Source organism: Streptomyces sp. NPDC088747, from assembly GCF_044751025.1.
GTDB lineage: Bacteria > Actinomycetota > Actinomycetes > Streptomycetales > Streptomycetaceae > Streptomyces.
Genome location: NZ_JBIVKZ010000007.1, coordinates 170,542 through 186,194 on the forward strand (window position 1 = coordinate 170,542; position 15,653 = coordinate 186,194).

The following is a 15,653-nucleotide window of genomic DNA, read 5'->3' on the forward strand; positions in this document are numbered from 1 at the left end:
GAAGGAAGACGACGATGACCACCGCTTTCGACCCCGTCAAGATCGGCCGGCTGGAGCTCAAGCACCGCATCGCGATGGCTCCGATGACGCGCAGCCGCGCGTACGGCCCCGACCAGAGCCCCACGGCGACCATGGCCCAGTACTACGCCCAGCGGGCCGGCGCTGCCCTGATCGTCACGGAGGGGACGCAGCCGAGCGCCGTCGGCCAGGGCTACCCCAACACCCCCGGCCTGCACAACGAGACCCAGGTGGAGGCATGGCGCGAGGTCACCGACGCCGTGCACCGTCAGGGCGGGGTGATCTTCGCGCAGCTCATGCACACCGGCCGGGTCGGCCACCCCACCAACTACCGCGACCAACTCACCCCGGTCGGCCCCTCCGCTGTCCGGGCCGACGGAAAGATCTTCACCCCTGAAGGCCTGAGCGACCTGGTCGTCCCGCGCGAGATGACCGACGAGGAGATCCGCCGGACCATCCAGGACTTCGCCGCGGCGGCGCGCAACGCGATCGACGCGGGGTTCGACGGCGTGGAGATCCATGGCGCGAACGGCTATCTGCTGCAGCAGTTCATGGCGACCAACGCCAACCGGCGCACCGACCAGTGGGGCGGGAGCCCCGCCAACCGCGTCCGCCTCACGGTCGAGGTGGTCACTGCCGTGGCCGAGGCGATCGGCGCGTCCCGCACCGGCCTGCGCCTCTCCCCGGCCAACTGGCTCAACGACATCGTCGAGGACGACTACACCGAGACCTACCCCCTGTTGATCGACGCCCTGAACCCGCTCGGGCTGGCCTATCTCCATGTGATGGAAACCGGCGCCCCGGAGTTCACGGCCGTTCTACGGGCCGCCTGGACCGGCATCTTCATCCTCAACCCGGCCACCCCCGGCTCACGCACCGGCGCCGACCACCTCCGCCTCATCGAGGAAGGAGCCGCCGACATCCTGTCCTTCGGCCAGCTCTTCATCGCCAACCCCGATCTCCCGCAGCGCCTCGCCACGGGCGCCCCGCTCGCCGAGGCCGACATGAGCAAGGCCTACGGGGGCGACGCCGCCGGCTACACCGACTACCCGACACACCAGCCGAGTTGAGCGACAGGACAAGTTCCTGCTCGGGTCCGGTTCCGGACGAGCAGAAAGAGAGTGGAAGACGATGGCGATGGCGATGACCACGACAACGACGGACAAGCCGGTGTCGAGAGTGTCGCGGGCTGTGATCGGAGCCGCCCTGGTGGCAACCGGGGTCGGCCCGTTGTTGGCCGACTTCGTCGTTCCCCGGAGCGCCGGCCAGCACATGCACAACCCCAACTGGCCGCCGCACGCGAAGTTTCACAACGCTCAGTACATCGCGATGGGTGCACTGAGCGGGGGCTACGGACTACGACTCCTGTCGCGGCGCGGAGGCGATCAGCAAGCCAATCTCAACACCGCGGCAACGATCGCCGCGGTGCCCTGGCTGGGCATGTTCGGAGCGCTGCTGTTCCCGGGCACCGCGGCGTCGGACCCTGAATTCGAGGACGCCGAGCCCAAAGTGCTGGGGATGCACCCGCAACTGGCCCTGGCCCTGACCCTGCTGGCGGGAGTGACTGGTGCGGTGACGGCAGAGCGCGTCCGCTCCGGCAGGGCGCGGCGGACCGGCCGCTAGCCGGATCGCCCCGCCGAACGGTCGGCTGCCACCGCTTCGCACCGGGTCACGTCCCGTAGCGGTCGGCCCGAGTCCTCATGCCGAAGACCGCCCGCCACCGGACGCCTGCCCGGTGGCGGGCGGAGCCCCGCTCGGCCCCCGCCGATGCCCCCCGCAGTGCAGTCCGAGGCACCCCGGTCGCGCGGAGGAATTCTGGCATGCGGTAGTAGCAGAGGATCAAGGCCGGGAGAGGATCAAGCCCGGGACACGAGGAGGGGCAGCAGTACCTCGTCGACCAGCTTGTCCCGGTCCGCGCGACCTGGCACGGAACCACCGAGCAGCGCCGAGAACAGCAACTGCGACAGTGCGAGCGAGATGCACGTGGCCACGTCGGCGCCGGGGGCCAGTTCACCGCGGGCGACGGCCCGCTCGGCGACCGTCCCACCGATGGCGGCATGGGTGTGCTCGATGTTCGCGCGGACCGTGTCACGCAGACCGGGGTGATCGCGAACGGCCTCGACCAGACTGAGCAGCGACACGCCTCCCTTGCCGCCCAACGCCATGGCCTGAGCGTCGAGGACCTTCCGGAGATCGCCCCTGAGGCTGCCGGTGTCCGGGACTTCGGGCGTGTCTCCCTCGCTCTGACGGCGCAGCGCCTCGGCGACGATCTCGTCCTTGGTCCGCCACCGGCTGTAGATCGTCTCCTTCGAGGCGCGGGCCCTGGTCGCGATGGCATCGACACTCAGACGATCGAAACCCGCCTCACCGACCAGCTCCAGCGCCACCGCGAGGATGGCGTTCTCCCGGCGGCGGCCCCGGGAGGGGGAAGCGCCCCCGCGGGGCGGGCCACTGAGATCGTTCGCCGAAGTCACCACCTCACCCTAGACGAGCTGCCCGTTCCCATGTCGCAGTGCCGTGAGGACGCATCGGGATCGCACCGGAGTCCGGCTTTGGGAGGCAGGTGGGAGGGCACGTACGCTGCAGCCCGGGGGAGTGGAGCCCGGCGCTCCTCGCGCCGTTCCGGGTGGCAATTCTCAGAGCTGGGGTGTTGTTTCCGGGGTAGGTGAGACAGAGCAATAGCGCTTCGGCAGTGAGGCGGAACGTGTGAATCTGGCTGAGTACGACCACGGCCAGCAGTCGAACAGGCCTTCAGCGGAGGTCTCCGTCGTGGTGGAGGGTGCCGCGGCGATCGGTGACACCCGCGACGCGGCCCGGGAATTTCTGGAGTCGTTGGAGGCCGCGCACGGGATCTCGGTGTCTTCGCGGGCGGTCGAGACCGTTCAGCTGGTGGTGAGCGAGTTGGTGACCAACGCCCACAAGTACGCTCCGGGCCCCTGCCTGCTGACTCTGGAGGCCGACGAGGGCATGGTCGCGGTGACGGTGTGGGACAGCAGCACCACGCTCCCTCTGATCCTGCCGCCGGACCCTGCCCGGGTCGGGCAGCACGGGCTGGAACTCGTCATGGCCCTGTGTCGCAGCTTCGAGGCGCACCGTGAGCCCGTGGGCAAGCGCCTCCGGGCGACGGTCGTCCTCAACGAAGAGAAGGCAGGCGGCGCGGGCGGCCGTCAGCCGTCATGAGCTGATGTATGCCGTCATGATCGTGGACGCCGTCAGGGTTCATCGCGGCGTTTCGGGCTAAACCGAATGCCAATTCGAATCCGGTCCCGGTTCGGCCGGTCGGCTTCGGTTGGCGTGCCAGTCCAGTATCAGGACCGTGGCGTCGTCCTTGAGGTTGCCGTCGCAGGCGTCGAGGACCGCGGCGGTCATCGCCCGGACGGCTTCTCGCGGATGGAGTGCGCGGGTGTCGCGCATGACGGCGCCCAGGTCGACGGACGACGCACAGCGCTCCTGCATCCCGTCGGTGAGCAGGACCAGACGGTCTCCCGGAAGCAGCTGGAGTTCCTGGAGGCGATAGGCGGTGGGTGCCGTCACCCCGAAGGGCAGGTTGACGCCGAGTTCGACCTCCTCGACCTGGCCGTCGCGCAGCCGTAGCGGACGGGGGTGGCCGGCGTTGACCAGTTCGCACAGGCCTGTGTCGAGGTCGACGCACATCAGCTGGCCGGTGGCCAGGCCGAGATCGTGGCGCAGCAGGGCCTCGTGGGCGTGGTTGGCCTGCTTGAGGGCGTCGCAACCGCTGCGTCGGGCCCGCCGCAGGGCACCGACCAGCAGAGTGGCCAGGAGCGCGGAGTCCGTGTCGTGGCCCATGGCGTCGGTGATCGACAGGTGCAGGGTGTCGCGGTCGAGCGTGTAGTCGTAGGTGTCGCCGCCAATGTCGTCCGCAGGGACAAGTCCGGCGGCGAGGGTGAACTCCGCCGCCTCGCAGCAGGGAGCCGAGGGAAGCAGCTGGTGCTGGATCTCCGCGGCCAGGCTGGTCTCGGTGGTGCGCCGGGTCAGGTGGTAGAGATCGGTGAACCGGCGGTCCGTGACGATGATGTAGGCCAGCGCGTGTGCCGCGTCCTGGACCTGGCGCAGCACGGTGTCGTCGGCGGACTGCAGGGACACCTCCAAGAGGCCGATGCAGTCGCCGCGGTTGGTGACCGGCGTGATGACGCGCCGTCCGCCCTGGCCGTCCGGCTCCACGTGCTGCAACTGGCTCTGCAGGACTTCGTCGTAGACGCTGCCCCGCAGAGCGATCGGCTCACCGAGGTCTCCGTCCTCGCCGCCCGCACCGGCGAGGCGTACCAGGCGCTGACCGATGAGGTCGACGAAAAGGAAGGACACCCGCTCGGCGCCGAACCTCTTCTGAAGGTCATGTGCCACCACATGAACGGACTCGCCCGGCGGGGCCTCTTCCGCAGCGGCAAGCAACTCGCCCAGTTCAAGATCTCCACCCTCCACGGCATCCTCCAATCGTCTGCCGCACCTTCTTCCCTAAGTCTCCGCAACCTCACATGTTTATCTGTTTCAGCTGCTGAAGGGGGGTACGGCGGACGAGTGCCGGTAGAGGACGGACGGGCGGGCTCGAACTGTTCGGGTGTGCTCAGCGGACCCGGATGAAGACCACGTCGTAGGTGCTGTTCGTGGTGCGGGACTTGACGTGGACGCCGTCGCTGCCGCCGTTGGGATTGCCGGTGTTGCCCTCGACGGTGGTGAAGGACGATCCGGAGAGCGTCCGCACGATGCCTATGTGTTCGTTGCCGCCGGTGAAGTCGCTTCCGCCGTCCCAGTCGAAGGCCACGATGTCGCCCGGCTGCGGGCTGGTCGTCACCGACAGGTGGTAGTTGCCGGCCCGTGCCTGCTTGACCCAGCCCGAGACGTAGGAGTTGCGGTAGGAGCTGGCCCCGGTCTGCTTCGCCACCCAGCTCACGAAGCTCGCGCACCAGGCGTAGTTGCTGGTGGAGAGCGAGAGGCCCACGGCCGAGCCGTAGCTGTTCGCGCGGGCGCTGCCCTCGACCGTGCCGACCTCGGCCGCGGCCACGTCGAGAATCTTGGCGTAGCCGCCGCCGGGCGGGGGCGAGGAGGGCGGGGTGACCTCGCCGTACAGCGCGGCCTTGGTGTTCGGTCCCACGTGGCCGTCGACCGAGAGGCCCTTCTCGGCCTGGAAGTCCCTGACGGCGCTGTCGGTGAGCAGACCGAAGTCGCCGTCGACGGCGAGGTCGGCACCGTGGTGGCTGAGCAGGCTCTGCAACTCGGTGACACAGCCGCTGCGTTGCCCCTGCACGATCTCGCTGGGACAGGAGGCGGAGTTCAGGTTGACCGGCGCGGGCGCGCCGTTGCCGCCGCCACCGCCGATGTTCGCGTACAGGGCGGTCTTGGTGTTCGGGCCGACCGCGCCGTCGGCGGTGAGGCCGCTCGCGGACTGGAACGCCTTCACGGCCGCCAGGGTCTGCGGCCCGAAGCTGGCGTCGATGTCGAGGCTCTGCCCCTTGCCGTTCAGCAGGGCCTGGAGGGTGGCGACACAACCGCCGCTCTGCCCCTCCACGATGTTCTCCGGGCAGGACGCCGACCTCAGGTCCAGGCTCGTCGAAGGTGACTCGTCGGTGTCGTACAGCGCCCGCTTGGTGTCCGTACCGACCTGGCCGTCGGCCGTGAGGCCGTGGGAGGACTGGAAGCCGCGGACGGCACTCAGCGTCCCGGCGCCGAAGTCGCCGTCCACGTCGACGGCGTAGCCGTGGTGGATCAGCAGCCGCTGGAGCTCGGTGACGCAGCCGCCCTTGGCACCCTGGGCGATGTTCGCGGGGCACGAGGAGGACTGGAGGTTGACGGGGGCGGGCGCCGAGCCGCCGGTCGCGTACAACTTGCTCTTGGTCGCGGGGCCCACCCGCCCGTCCACGGCGATGGCGGTGGCGGCCTGGTACTCACGGACCGCGTAGAGGGTGCTCGACCCGAACTGGCCGTCCACCACCAGACCGGCGCCGTGTGCGTTGAGGAGGTTCTGCAACTCCGTTACGCAGCCGCTGGTCTGGCCCTGCACGATCTCCGCGGGGCAGGACGCGGAGGTCAGCCTGATCGCGACGGGCGCCGCGGCGGCCGGGTGGGCACCGAGCACGATGCCGGCCGACAGCATGGCCGCGGTGGCGGCGAACGTACCGATGCGCATCCGCCACTCCTTCCCGGGGCGGTGCGCCTCCCGATGCCGGGAGCCTTCGTTTTCGGGGTGAACGAGGATGGCGGGTCTTCCCATGGCGGCGAGGTTCTCCTTCGGTAGCCGGAGCGTCGTCGGACGCTCCGTCGGGCGGGGGACCGTCTTGCTCGGCCGGCGCCTTTCGGCTCCGCCGTCGTTCGGGTCCAAGCGCGGGGGCCGTGGGCATCTCCCGCACCGGGCTGGCCGGACGTCGGCCGGGACGACCGTACGGCGTGCATGACGCCTGGCGGCGGCGATGGCGACGGCCGGGCGGCCGACCTGTGTGAGGGAGAGCGAAGGGCCCAGCTGCTCGTGGCGCCCACAACTGCTCCCAGACGTACGGGATCTGATCCGGGCGGACTTGATCCGGCCGGGGCCTGATCCGGACGGGCTTGATTGAGGCGAGCCTGATCCGGGCGGGCTTGATTGAGGCGAGCCTGATCCGGGCGGGCCCGATTCGGTCGGGCCCGATTCGGTCGGGCCTGATCCGGACGGGCTTGATCCGGACGGGCCCGATTCGGTCGGACCCGATTCGGACGGGCCTGATCCGGGCGGAGCCGATTCGGACGGGCCTGATCCGGGCGGAGCCGATTCGGACGGGCCTAATCCGGAAAGGTCCGATCCGGGCGTGGCGAGGGCACGTGAACCCGGCCCGTCCCTGCTGTTCAGGGACGGGCCGGGTTCGGTCACCCGACGGTCGGACCGGTCATCCGGGTCGGGATGGCCCGGACGGGATCAGGCGGCGAAGCGCTTGAACGCCGCCCGAGTACCCGTACCGGCGATACCGTCGATGTCGCCCGTGTAGCCGTAGTCGTCCGCCAGCAGACGCTGGAGCGCCTTGATGGTGTTGGTGCCGGGGTCGCCGTCGATGGCGCCGGTGTAGCCCCAGTACCGTGCGAGGCAGCGCTGGAAGGCCTTCCAGCTGTTGGTGCCGAGCTGGCCGTCGATGCTGTCCGTGTATCCCCAGTAGTCCGCGAGGAACTCCTGGACGTTCTTGGCCTCGGCCGTGGTCAGACCGAAGTTCTGCGTCGCGGCCACGGCGGCGGGCTGCGCGGCCGCCGCCGTCTGCGCGTTGGTCGCCGTAGCCGCGAAACTGGTGCCCGCGGTCGCCACACTGCCTGCGGTGAGGCCGGCAACGGCGATGAGGCCGGCGATGGTCCTGCCCAGAGCGTTCGGTCGCATGCTCTCCTCTTTCGGTCGTGGAATCCGCACCCGTCCCGGTCGGCGGGCCAGGTGACGAGACCAAAGGTGCAGGGCGCCCGGGCATGTCGGCCACGGCTGCGGCACAGGTGACGGCTGTATGGGACGACAACGCCGCTGACCTGCCACGACACCGTCCCAGGAGACGACTGTGTGGGACAGCTGTGACAGATGTGACGGGTTCATGCAGAATGCGGAGCAGCGGAGGGGGCCGCTGTTCACGATCATGACCGCATTGGAGCCACATGCCGCGCTACAAGCCGCTGCCCGCCGAACTCGATCCTTGCGTAAGGCAGTTGGTGGAGCGGTTACGCCGGCTCAAGGACCACAGTGAGTTGACGGTGCGACACCTGGCGGCCAAGACCGGCTACAGCGCCAAGTCGTGGGAGCGGTACCTCGGAGGCGCGTCCCTGCCTCCCAGGGAAGCGGTGGAAGCGCTGGCCCGGATCACCGGTGCTGATCCCGTCCCCCTGCTCGCACTGCACGACGTCGCCGCCGACGCCTGGGGCAGCCGTCGCGCCGGTTCCGTCGTACAGGCGAGGTCCACCACCCGGAAGCAGGAAGGCGAGCGAGAGGGCGAACGGGAGCTGGAACAACCGGAGGAGCTGGAACAACCGGAGGAGCTGGAACAACCGGAGGAGCTGGAACAACCGGACGAGTTGGTACAACCGGAGGAGCCGGAGGGGCCGGAGGGGTCGACGCGGGCAGATGCCGGGCCGCCGGTGACACCCGCCGTGCTCACGACGGCACCCGCCACCGGACCGACCGCCGGTCGCATCCCGCACATCGCCCTCACCGCAGGCGTCCTCGCCCTGACCGTGGCCGTCCTGGCGGCACTGCTGCTCATGCTGCGCCTTGAGGAGGACCTCGCTCCAGCGGCCGTCGCCGCCCCGCCCACCACCACGGCGGCCTCACCACCCCCCTCCTACACATGTCACGTCACCCGCCTCGACGACCGCTGGTCGGCGGGCATCAACAAGGGCCGGGACACCGAGATCTTCTACGGCGCCACAGGTGCCGACGTCGCCGAAGCACAGTGTCTGCTGCGCCGCGCAGGCATCTCGCCCGGCGGGATCGACGGCATGTTCGGCCCGCTGACGCTACGAGCCGTCAAGACGTTCCAGCAGCGCGAAGGCCTGGTCGCCGACGGCATGCTGGGACCCCGCTCCTGGAAGGCGTTGCGCGGGTGACACGGGCTGCACCCTCACCGCCGGACGCCCGACTCGCCGCAGTGCTCCAGCAGTTGAGGAAGCGGACCGGTCTGAGCCTGGCACAACTCGCGAACGCGACCACTTTCAGCAAGTCGTCCTGGGAGCGCTACCTCAACGCCAAGAGCCTGCCACCCCGCAGCGCCGTCAACGAGTTGTGCCGTCTCGCCGGTGAACCCGCCGACCACCCCTTGGCGCTCCTGGACATCGCCCGGACGTACCGGGCAGAGACCGGTGAGCCGACACGGGGGACACCGACACGTCGGGACACAGGCTCCCCCACCCCCGCACCGATCTCGACCCCCACTTCCGCCCCGCCCCGCCCCGACGAGATCGAGGCGGTGCCGGACGCCACCCGCCCGGCCGGGCACCGGCGCGCAACCGTTCTCACCGCCCTCGCTTCGATCTGCGCCCTGGCCCTGGGAACACTCGTCCTCATCCACCTTCCCCCCTCGCGCCGCGGGGAGGCGTCACCTACCCCCACGCCCACCCCGTCCACCGGAGTGCTCTGCCGGCACAACTCCTGCCAGAACAAGGACCCGATCACGATGAGATGCGGCGCCCAGCCGTTGACACTCGCCGAGTACGAGACGGCCACGGGTGCCTGGATGCAGATCCGCTACAGCCAGGAATGCGGGACGAGTTGGGCCCGGATGTGGGGCGCGGCCGTGGACGACCGAGTGGAGTTCCGCGCGAGCGGCCGGGGCAACTCCCCGCACGGCGCCCAGGTCACCAGCCGCGAGGAGGCGGACCTCTACGTCCACACCCTCATGAGCGTGGTCGTCCCCGGAATGTCGGTGCAAGCCTGTTTCAGCCCCGCGGCGGGAAGCGCGCAGGAGTGCCTGAAGGCACGCGTGGACCAGACGGTCACCGTCCCTCAGAACCGGTGACGGACCGCTTGACCGCGAGACCCTGACAGCGACCATTTTCGTGGCGAGCCCGAAGGTTACCTCCAGGTTCCTGTCGGCTGCCTAACGTCGAAGGCATGCGGGGCACCACCCCGAAGGGCGCCGAGACCCCGCGTGCCTGTCCGGACGTGTGTCCGCGACTTCATCCGACAGCACACGCACAAGCACGTCCACGCCCGATCGAAGGGAACAGCCATGTCCACCCCGACCACCAACCCGACCACGTACGTCCTCGTGCACGGCGCCTGGCACGACGGACAGGCGTGGCACCGCGTCACCCCGCTGCTCACCGCCCAGGGCCACCGCGTCTTCGCGCCGTCCCTCACCGGCCACGGGGACAAGGCCCACCTGCTGAGCTCCGAGGTCGGGCTCAGCACCCACGTCGACGACATCGTCGGCCTCATCCTCGATCAGGACCTGAACGGCATCGTCCTCGTCGGACACAGTTACGCCGGAATGGTCATCTCCGGCGTGGCCAACCGGGTCCCCGACCGCATCTCCCGCCTGGTGTACCTCGACGCGATGGTGCCGGCGCACGGCGAGAACGCCATCGACGTCATGCCGTTCACGCAAGCACTGATCGACGGTGCCGTCGGCAGTGAAGAGCCCTGGCGCATTGCGCCGCTTTCGGAGTTCCCCGCGCCGCTCGGTCTCTTCGGTGTCACCGACCCCGAAGACGTCGCCTGGCTCAGGACCACGCTCACGGATGAGTCGGTCCTCTGCTTCCAGCAGCCGGTCCAGATGGACGACCCCGCACAGGCGTTGATCCCCCGGACCCACATCCTCTGCGTCGGCAGCGAGCCCGAAGGCGCCACTCGGCGTCCCATTCCGCAGACTCAGCCCAACGGCGAACCCTCCCGCGTCCACGAGCTGAAGTCGGGGCACGACGCCATGATCACCAACCCCGCGGAGCTGGGCACCCTACTGCTCGACATCGTCTGCCCCGCCATGTGACGGCGCGAACAGTGTCCGCACGGTCTCGGTGACCAGGTCGCGCAGCCACACGTGGGCCCGGTCGTCGTCGTAACGCTGGTGCCACAGGAGGTGAAGCGGGACGTCGGGCATCTGGAGCGGCAGCGGCAGTGTGACCAGGCCGAGTTGGTCCCGGGCCGCGCGGGTGACCGCGTCGGGGAGGGTGACGACCAGATCGGTGCCGAGCGCGAGTTGCAGAGCGAACGCGGCGGTGGGGCCGGCGGCGATGACGCGGCGCTCGTAGCCGTGCTCGCTCAGGGCGTCGTCGATCTGGTCGCGCAGTCGTCCGCGCCGCGAGACGGTGAGGTGTTCGGCGGCGGCGTAGCGCTCAGGGCTCAGCGGGCCCTCGGTGAGCGGGTGGCCGGGACGGACCGCGACGACCAACTGATCGCTGCCGACAAGGCGGTGGCGGATGTCGGGGAGCGTCGGCCGGCTGGAGCTCGATTCGAGGTCGACCTCTCCCCGGCGCAGGTCAGGGGTGTCCGAGCCGGGTTCGGCAGGCAGGCGCAGTTGGACGCCGGGGGCCTGGCGATGGACGGCGGTGATCAGCGCGGTGCCGCATGCGGCGGTCAGGGCGTCGTGCCAGCGCACGGTGAACACCCGTTCCAGAGCCGCCAGATCGAGGTCCCGCTGCGCGGAAAGCAGTTGATGCGCCTGCTGCACAAGGGCGTGGACCTCGGCGCGCATGGCCAGTGCGCGAGTGGTGGGGACCATGCTGCGGCCGGTGCGGACCAGGATCTGGTCGCCGGTGGCCTTGCGGATACGGCCCAGGGAACGGCTCATCGCCGGTGCGGTGACGTGGAGACGGGCCGCGGCACCGGCGACACTGCCCTCTTCCAGCAGCGCGTCCAGGGCGGTGAGCAGGTTCAGATCCAGTTGCATGGGAGTAACTCTACGAGTGATTAGCCTGCACTTGTTGTTAATCGGCGGGAGGCCTACGTTCGACGTGTGGGCGCGGGACAAGCCGCCCCGCAACGACAACCCCAGGGAAGCCCACCATGAGCACAGCCATGCCTTTTGCCGCCGGCACGACGCTCCTGTCCGAGGTGACCGCCGCCGTGCGGACCGCCGGCCTCACGCTGCGCGACCGCTACACCTCGCACGCCCGGGGCGTGAGCATGGACGAGGTCGTCGCCGAGATCCACGCCAACGACGCGGCGGTGCTGGACGTACTGCGCGAGCCGCTGCTGCGGGCCCGCCAGGGATCGCAGTGGGCCGAGGACGAACTGGCCGGCGGCGCGCTCCCGTCCGGTGAGTGGTGGGTCGTCGACCCTGCCGAGGGCAACATCAACCACGTCCACGGCATGGACGACTGGTCCGTGACTGCCACCCTGGTCCGCGACAACCAGCCGGTGCTGACCGTCGTCCACCTGCCGCTGACCGGCGACACCTACACCGCCGTCGCCGGGGGCGGTGCGCGCCTCAACGACCGGCCGCTGAAGGCCTCCGCCAAGACCGACCTGGGCGCCGCGCTCATCGGCACCGGCCAGGCCAGGCCGGGCGAGGACGAGCGCACCTTCCGGCGGATCGGCGACTCCGTCACCGCCATGCTCATCAATGGGCTGGTCGTGCGCGTGTCCGTTCCCGCCACGATGCAGCTCATCCACGTCGCCGCCGGACGCATGGACGCGTTCTGGCAGTTCTCCGACGTACGCTCCGGCCTGGTCGCCGGTGCCCTGCTGGTCTCGGAGGCCGGAGGCACCGTCACCGACCTGGCGGGCGAAACCTGGAACACGGGCAGCCGCGACTTCCTGGCCGCCGCCCCCGGTATCCACGCCGCAGCCCTCGGGGTCCTCTCGCCGATCGTCTGACCGGCGGTCTTCGCCCACTCCGCCCTACCTGCCCCACCCGAGACCGCAAACCCGCAAGGAGCATCACCTCATGACCAGCATCGGCATCCTGGGCGCCGGTCGCGTCGGGGCCAATCTCGCCGCCAGGCTCTCCGCGGCCGGACACCGTGTCACCCTCGGTGTCCGGAACCCGGAGGAGGCCGCCGCCCGCGCAGCCGCCCCGCGGATCACCCTCGCCGACCAGCGCGCCACCGCCCGCACCGCGGACATCGTGATCAACGCGACCCCCGGCGACAGTTCCCTGGACCGTCTCACCGACCTGCGTACCGAGCTCTCCGGAAAGATCCTGATCGACGTCTCCAACGCCACTCGCGACGCCGCGGACGGCCTGCCCGACAACCTGGTCTACCCCGGCAGCAGCCTCGCCGAGAAACTCCAGGCAGCGCTCCCGGACACGCACGTGGTCAAGACCCTCAACACCATGCTGTTCACGGTCATGACCGCCCCCGAATCCCTGGCCACCCCACCGACCGCGTATGTCTCGGGCGACGACGAGAACGCGAGGAAGTCCGTCACCGTCCTGCTCGGCGACCTGGGCTGGCGGCCTGCCTGGATCGAGGACCTCGGCGACATCCGCACAGCCCGCGCCACCGAAGCCATGATCCTCGTGGTTCCCCACGTACTGCGCCGAAACGGCTTCCAGCCCTTCGCGGTCTCGCTCGCCCGCTGACCCCACCTCGGTGGTCCGGTCATCGACGTCCCGGACGGCCACGGAGGCGGTGTCGGCCCTGTGGCCGCCGATGCGCTCCAACGCCGCCGGCGCGTTCGGGAGTTGATCCCCGGCGGCGTGTACGAGACGCCGGTTCGGCGCGGACGCCATACCGCCGCCGGGCGAGGGGCGTCAGCGTCACCCCCAGCCGGGTACCACCAGCGCGAGCCACACCACGGCGGGGACCACGGCGACCACGATCCCGCCGTACATCATCAGTTGCCGGAAGAAGCGCTCCCGGTCGACACCGGGTGCCGCGGCGAGGACCAGGGCGCCGTTCGTCGAGAACGGGCTCACGTCCACCACCGTGGCCGACACCGCGAGCGCCGCGATCATGCCGACCGCTCCGATCTCGCCCTGCGCGAGGAACGGCACCGCGAGCGGGATCAGCGCCCCCATGATGCCGACCGAGGAGGCGAACGCGGAGACCAGCGCACCGATGTAGCAGAGCAGCACGGCGGAGAGCAGCGGGACGCCGATGTCGCTGACGCCCTCGCCCGCCCAGTCGATCGTGCCCATCTCGTCGAGCACGCCGACGTACGTCAGCACACCGCAGATCAGCAGGACCGTCGGCCAGGCGATCTGGCTGACGGCCTTGCGACTGTCCTCGGCCCAGAAGGTGCTCAGCAGGACGGCGAGAGTGATGGAGGTGAGCCCGGCGTCCAGGTCGAAGGCGAGCACGGCTACGACGAGGGCGACGAGAGCGGCGAGGGTGGCGATACGGGCCGGGTTGAGGCGGGAGGCGTCCTCCTCGGCGTCCGCGTCGAGGTCGTCTCCAGCGCCGTCGGCCCCGCCTTCCGCGTTCTTGCCGGTGCCAGTACCGGTGCCAGTACCGGTGCCAGTACCGGAGCCCGTACCGGTGTCGGTACCCGCACCCGCACCCATACCCGTATCCGCTCCGGCGTCGGCCCTCGCCTCGGCCCTGGCACCTACGACCGTGCCGTTGCCGCCCTTTTCTGACGCCGTGGCCGCCGACGCTCCCGCGAGTACGACGTCGTTACGCAGCTTCAGGCCGCCGAACAGTACGAACACCGCCGAGGCGATCACGAGGTTGACGATGAGTGAGGCGAGGAAGAGGGCGATCTCGTTGCCGGGGAGGCCCTCGCGCTCGACGATGCCGTTGACGATCGTTCCGTAGATGCTGATGGGGGAGAAGCCGCCGCCCTGGGCGCCGTGTACGACCATCGCGCCCATCAGCAGCGGGCTGATGGAGTACCGCGCGGCGAAGCTCAGGGCGATCGGCGCCACGATGGCCACGGCGGCAGGACTGACCGCGCCGATCGCGGTGAGTGCGCCGGTCAGCACGAACATCACCCACGGGATCAGCACGACCCGCCCGCGCACGAGCCGGATCGAGGCGTGCACCAGCCAGTCCGTCGTGCCGTTGGCGCGGGCGATCGCGAACAGGTACGTCACGCCGACGAGCACCACGAAGAGGTCACCGGGGAAACCGGCGAATATCTTGTCGGCGTCGAGGTCCGCGACGAGTTCGCCGACCCCGAAGGCGGCGGCGAAGGCGAGGGCGCCCATGTTGATGGACCGGGTGGTCGCGATGACGAACACCACGACGAGCACGAGGATCGATGTCAGTTCGGCGGACATACGGGCTCCCGTTGGCTGAGTGGCTCAGCCACTTGACCGATGGGTCGCCGCCTGGTCGAGCGGCTGAACCACACTGGTCGGCCGTCGCGGAGAGCGTCAAGAGAGGTGACGTAAATTGGCTCAGCCACTCATCCACCGGACCATGAGGTACGACCACCGGACCATGAGGTAAGTCCAACAGACCGTGAGGTAAGGGGGAGGACCGGACATGACCGACGCACTGCGGCCCATGGGATCCAAGCCGCGCCTGTACGAGCAGGTCCTCGACCGGCTGCGCAGCTACGCGGTCGAAGGCGGTCTTGGCGCCGGTGACCGCCTCCCGCCTGAACGCGACCTGGCCGCGCGACTCGGTGTCAGCCGCGCCTCGGTGAAGCAGGCCATCGTGGTCCTGGAAGTCCAAGGCCTGGTCGAGGTGCGGCACGGCGGCGGTACCTACCTGGTCCGCGACACCTTGGACGCCGAACCGGTGGAACAACTCGTCGACAGGCGCCGCCGGTTGCCCGACGTGCTCGACGCCCGGGAAGCCCTGGAGACCAAACTCGCCGCACTGGCCGCCGAGCGCCGCACGGACGAGGACGTGGCCGCCATCGACTCCGCCCTCGCGCACATGCGGGCCGAGATCACGGCGGGCGGACACGGGGTCGAGGGCGACCGGCTCTTCCACGCGGCGGTCACTGCCGCCGGACACAGCGGAATCCTCGCCGAGTTCATGCGCTCCATCGCCGAGCAGATCGCCGAGAGCCGCCACGAGTCCCTGCGCCAGCCGGGCCGCCCCGCCCGTTCCCTCACCCAGCACCGCGCGATCTTCGACGCGATCGTGGCCCAACAGCCGGGCCGGGCCACCGCCGCCATGCGCCGGCACGTACGGACGGTGGCGAGGGTACGGCTGCTGGACTGGGACCCGGAAGGGAACGACGGGCAGGGCACCTGACGCAACGGGCGGTCAGGTGGCTGGGCGGCGTCCCGGCGGACCACTCCGTACCCAACCCGCACCCCCCCGGGCCCAACCCGGCCCGAACC

General features: G+C 70.0%; 15 protein-coding genes. 9 read left to right on the top strand and 6 right to left on the bottom strand.

Translation table 11 applies throughout. The features are described 5' to 3' along the window. Positions 1–14: 14 nt before the first annotated feature. Both ACIP79_RS18735 and ACIP79_RS18740 read left to right on the top strand, forming a co-directional pair. On the top strand, positions 15–1,088 hold the full coding sequence (locus ACIP79_RS18735; protein WP_401224563.1) for an alkene reductase: 1,074 nt from the start codon (positions 15–17) through the stop codon (positions 1,086–1,088). Positions 1,089–1,149: 61 nt separating this feature from the next. Beyond that, on the top strand, positions 1,150–1,641 hold the full coding sequence (locus tag ACIP79_RS18740) for a DUF6640 family protein (protein ID WP_401224564.1): 492 nt from the start codon (positions 1,150–1,152) through the stop codon (positions 1,639–1,641). A gap of 233 nt (positions 1,642–1,874) precedes the next feature. Here the strand turns inward: ACIP79_RS18740 and ACIP79_RS18745 are convergent, their stop codons facing one another. Beyond that, entirely contained in the window at positions 1,875–2,492 is a 618-nt protein-coding gene (locus ACIP79_RS18745; protein WP_401224567.1) for a TetR/AcrR family transcriptional regulator, read from the bottom strand. Positions 2,493–2,724: 232 nt separating this feature from the next. On the opposite strand from ACIP79_RS18745, the gene ACIP79_RS18750 reads away from it, so the two are divergent. Next, on the top strand, positions 2,725–3,198 hold the full coding sequence (locus ACIP79_RS18750) for an ATP-binding protein (protein ID WP_401224570.1): 474 nt from the start codon (positions 2,725–2,727) through the stop codon (positions 3,196–3,198). Between the two features lie 57 nt (positions 3,199–3,255). Here ACIP79_RS18750 and ACIP79_RS18755 read toward each other — a convergent pair whose 3' ends face one another. The 3 genes from ACIP79_RS18755 to ACIP79_RS18765 all read right to left on the bottom strand — a co-directional run bounded on the left by ACIP79_RS18755 (position 3,256) and on the right by ACIP79_RS18765 (position 7,366). Beyond that, complete coding sequence (locus tag ACIP79_RS18755) at positions 3,256–4,458, bottom strand: PP2C family protein-serine/threonine phosphatase (RefSeq protein WP_401224572.1); 1,203 nt, start codon at positions 4,456–4,458, stop codon at positions 3,256–3,258. A gap of 142 nt (positions 4,459–4,600) precedes the next feature. Then, a complete protein-coding gene (locus tag ACIP79_RS18760) occupies positions 4,601–6,160 on the bottom strand; it encodes a peptidoglycan-binding protein (protein ID WP_401224575.1) in 1,560 nt (519 codons plus the stop codon). A 759-nt stretch (positions 6,161–6,919) separates the two neighbouring features. Next, positions 6,920–7,366 (bottom strand): peptidoglycan-binding protein, encoded by a 447-nt coding sequence (locus ACIP79_RS18765; RefSeq protein WP_387178661.1) that lies wholly within the window; start codon positions 7,364–7,366, stop codon positions 6,920–6,922. Positions 7,367–7,629: 263 nt separating this feature from the next. Between ACIP79_RS18765 and ACIP79_RS18770 the strand changes: the two genes are divergently transcribed. The 3 genes from ACIP79_RS18770 (at position 7,630) to ACIP79_RS18780 (ending at position 10,454) form a co-directional block, all read left to right on the top strand. Beyond that, positions 7,630–8,574: a peptidoglycan-binding protein gene (locus ACIP79_RS18770; protein ID WP_401224577.1), complete on the top strand. Its 945-nt coding sequence runs from the start codon at positions 7,630–7,632 to the stop codon at positions 8,572–8,574. After that, positions 8,571–9,482 carry a helix-turn-helix domain-containing protein gene (locus ACIP79_RS18775; RefSeq protein WP_401224579.1) on the top strand — a complete coding sequence of 304 codons (912 nt, stop codon included), beginning with the start codon at positions 8,571–8,573 and terminating at the stop codon, positions 9,480–9,482. The genes ACIP79_RS18770 and ACIP79_RS18775 overlap by 4 nt, the downstream gene beginning before the upstream one ends. A gap of 213 nt (positions 9,483–9,695) precedes the next feature. Continuing rightward, complete coding sequence (locus ACIP79_RS18780; protein WP_401224581.1) at positions 9,696–10,454, top strand: alpha/beta fold hydrolase; 759 nt, start codon at positions 9,696–9,698, stop codon at positions 10,452–10,454. On the opposite strand, the gene ACIP79_RS18785 is transcribed toward ACIP79_RS18780, so the two are convergent. Next, positions 10,422–11,354 (bottom strand): LysR family transcriptional regulator, encoded by a 933-nt coding sequence (locus ACIP79_RS18785; protein WP_401224583.1) that lies wholly within the window; start codon positions 11,352–11,354, stop codon positions 10,422–10,424. The two genes, ACIP79_RS18780 and ACIP79_RS18785, sit on opposite strands and share 33 nt — an antisense overlap. 116 nt (positions 11,355–11,470) lie before the next feature. Between ACIP79_RS18785 and ACIP79_RS18790 the strand changes: the two genes are divergently transcribed. Further along, positions 11,471–12,283: an inositol monophosphatase family protein gene (locus ACIP79_RS18790; RefSeq protein WP_401224585.1), complete on the top strand. Its 813-nt coding sequence runs from the start codon at positions 11,471–11,473 to the stop codon at positions 12,281–12,283. A gap of 70 nt (positions 12,284–12,353) precedes the next feature. Further along, on the top strand, positions 12,354–12,992 hold the full coding sequence (locus ACIP79_RS18795; protein WP_401224587.1) for an NADPH-dependent F420 reductase: 639 nt from the start codon (positions 12,354–12,356) through the stop codon (positions 12,990–12,992). 177 nt (positions 12,993–13,169) lie between these two features. Here the strand turns inward: ACIP79_RS18795 and ACIP79_RS18800 are convergent, their stop codons facing one another. Then, complete coding sequence (locus ACIP79_RS18800) at positions 13,170–14,633, bottom strand: SLC13 family permease (protein ID WP_401224589.1); 1,464 nt, start codon at positions 14,631–14,633, stop codon at positions 13,170–13,172. A 208-nt stretch (positions 14,634–14,841) separates the two neighbouring features. On the opposite strand from ACIP79_RS18800, the gene ACIP79_RS18805 reads away from it, so the two are divergent. Then, on the top strand, positions 14,842–15,564 hold the full coding sequence (locus ACIP79_RS18805; RefSeq protein WP_401224591.1) for a FadR/GntR family transcriptional regulator: 723 nt from the start codon (positions 14,842–14,844) through the stop codon (positions 15,562–15,564). Positions 15,565–15,653: the final 89 nt, after the last annotated feature.

Excerpts from the sequence above, each read along its gene's own strand:
- ACIP79_RS18735 (WP_401224563.1), top strand. The coding sequence starts at position 15 with ATGACCACCGCTTTCGACCCCGTCAAGATCGGCCGGCTGGAGCTCAAG.
- ACIP79_RS18740 (WP_401224564.1), top strand. The coding sequence starts at position 1,150 with ATGGCGATGGCGATGACCACGACAACGACGGACAAGCCGGTGTCGAGA.
- ACIP79_RS18760 (WP_401224575.1), bottom strand. The coding sequence starts at position 6,160 with ATGCGCATCGGTACGTTCGCCGCCACCGCGGCCATGCTGTCGGCCGGC.
- ACIP79_RS18765 (WP_387178661.1), bottom strand. The coding sequence starts at position 7,366 with ATGCGACCGAACGCTCTGGGCAGGACCATCGCCGGCCTCATCGCCGTT.
- ACIP79_RS18770 (WP_401224577.1), top strand. The coding sequence starts at position 7,630 with ATGCCGCGCTACAAGCCGCTGCCCGCCGAACTCGATCCTTGCGTAAGG.
- ACIP79_RS18780 (WP_401224581.1), top strand. The coding sequence starts at position 9,696 with ATGTCCACCCCGACCACCAACCCGACCACGTACGTCCTCGTGCACGGC.
- ACIP79_RS18785 (WP_401224583.1), bottom strand. The coding sequence starts at position 11,354 with ATGCAACTGGATCTGAACCTGCTCACCGCCCTGGACGCGCTGCTGGAA.
- ACIP79_RS18790 (WP_401224585.1), top strand. The coding sequence starts at position 11,471 with ATGAGCACAGCCATGCCTTTTGCCGCCGGCACGACGCTCCTGTCCGAG.
- ACIP79_RS18795 (WP_401224587.1), top strand. The coding sequence starts at position 12,354 with ATGACCAGCATCGGCATCCTGGGCGCCGGTCGCGTCGGGGCCAATCTC.
- ACIP79_RS18800 (WP_401224589.1), bottom strand. The coding sequence starts at position 14,633 with ATGTCCGCCGAACTGACATCGATCCTCGTGCTCGTCGTGGTGTTCGTC.
- ACIP79_RS18805 (WP_401224591.1), top strand. The coding sequence starts at position 14,842 with ATGACCGACGCACTGCGGCCCATGGGATCCAAGCCGCGCCTGTACGAG.